The 254-nt window shown below is 71.3% G+C and carries 1 protein-coding gene; it reads left to right on the top strand.

The window, feature by feature from the left end:
• A partial coding sequence (locus tag QWJ41_RS21360; protein ID WP_302710517.1) for a transposase occupies positions 1-254 on the top strand: 254 nt, incomplete at both ends.

Raw genomic sequence — 254 nt, 5'->3', positions numbered from 1 at the left:
AACCGCGGCATCCGCGACGTGCTCATCGTGTGCTGCGACGGCCTCACCGGGCTGCCGGAGGCGATCGAGGCGACCTGGCCCAATGCGACCGTTCAGACGTGCGTGGTGCACCTGATCCGCGCCGCGATGCGGTTCGTGGGCTACGGCGACCGCAAGGCCGTCGCGGCGGCGCTGAAGCCGGTCTACACCGCAGCGAACGCCGAGGCCGCGCGCCGCGAGCTGGACGCGTTCGCGGACTCGAACTGGGGCAAGAA

Origin of the sequence: Nocardioides cremeus (assembly GCF_030518195.1) — a bacterium.
Lineage (GTDB): Bacteria > Actinomycetota > Actinomycetes > Propionibacteriales > Nocardioidaceae > Nocardioides > Nocardioides cremeus.
This window is presented reverse-complemented; position numbering and strand designations above follow the sequence as displayed.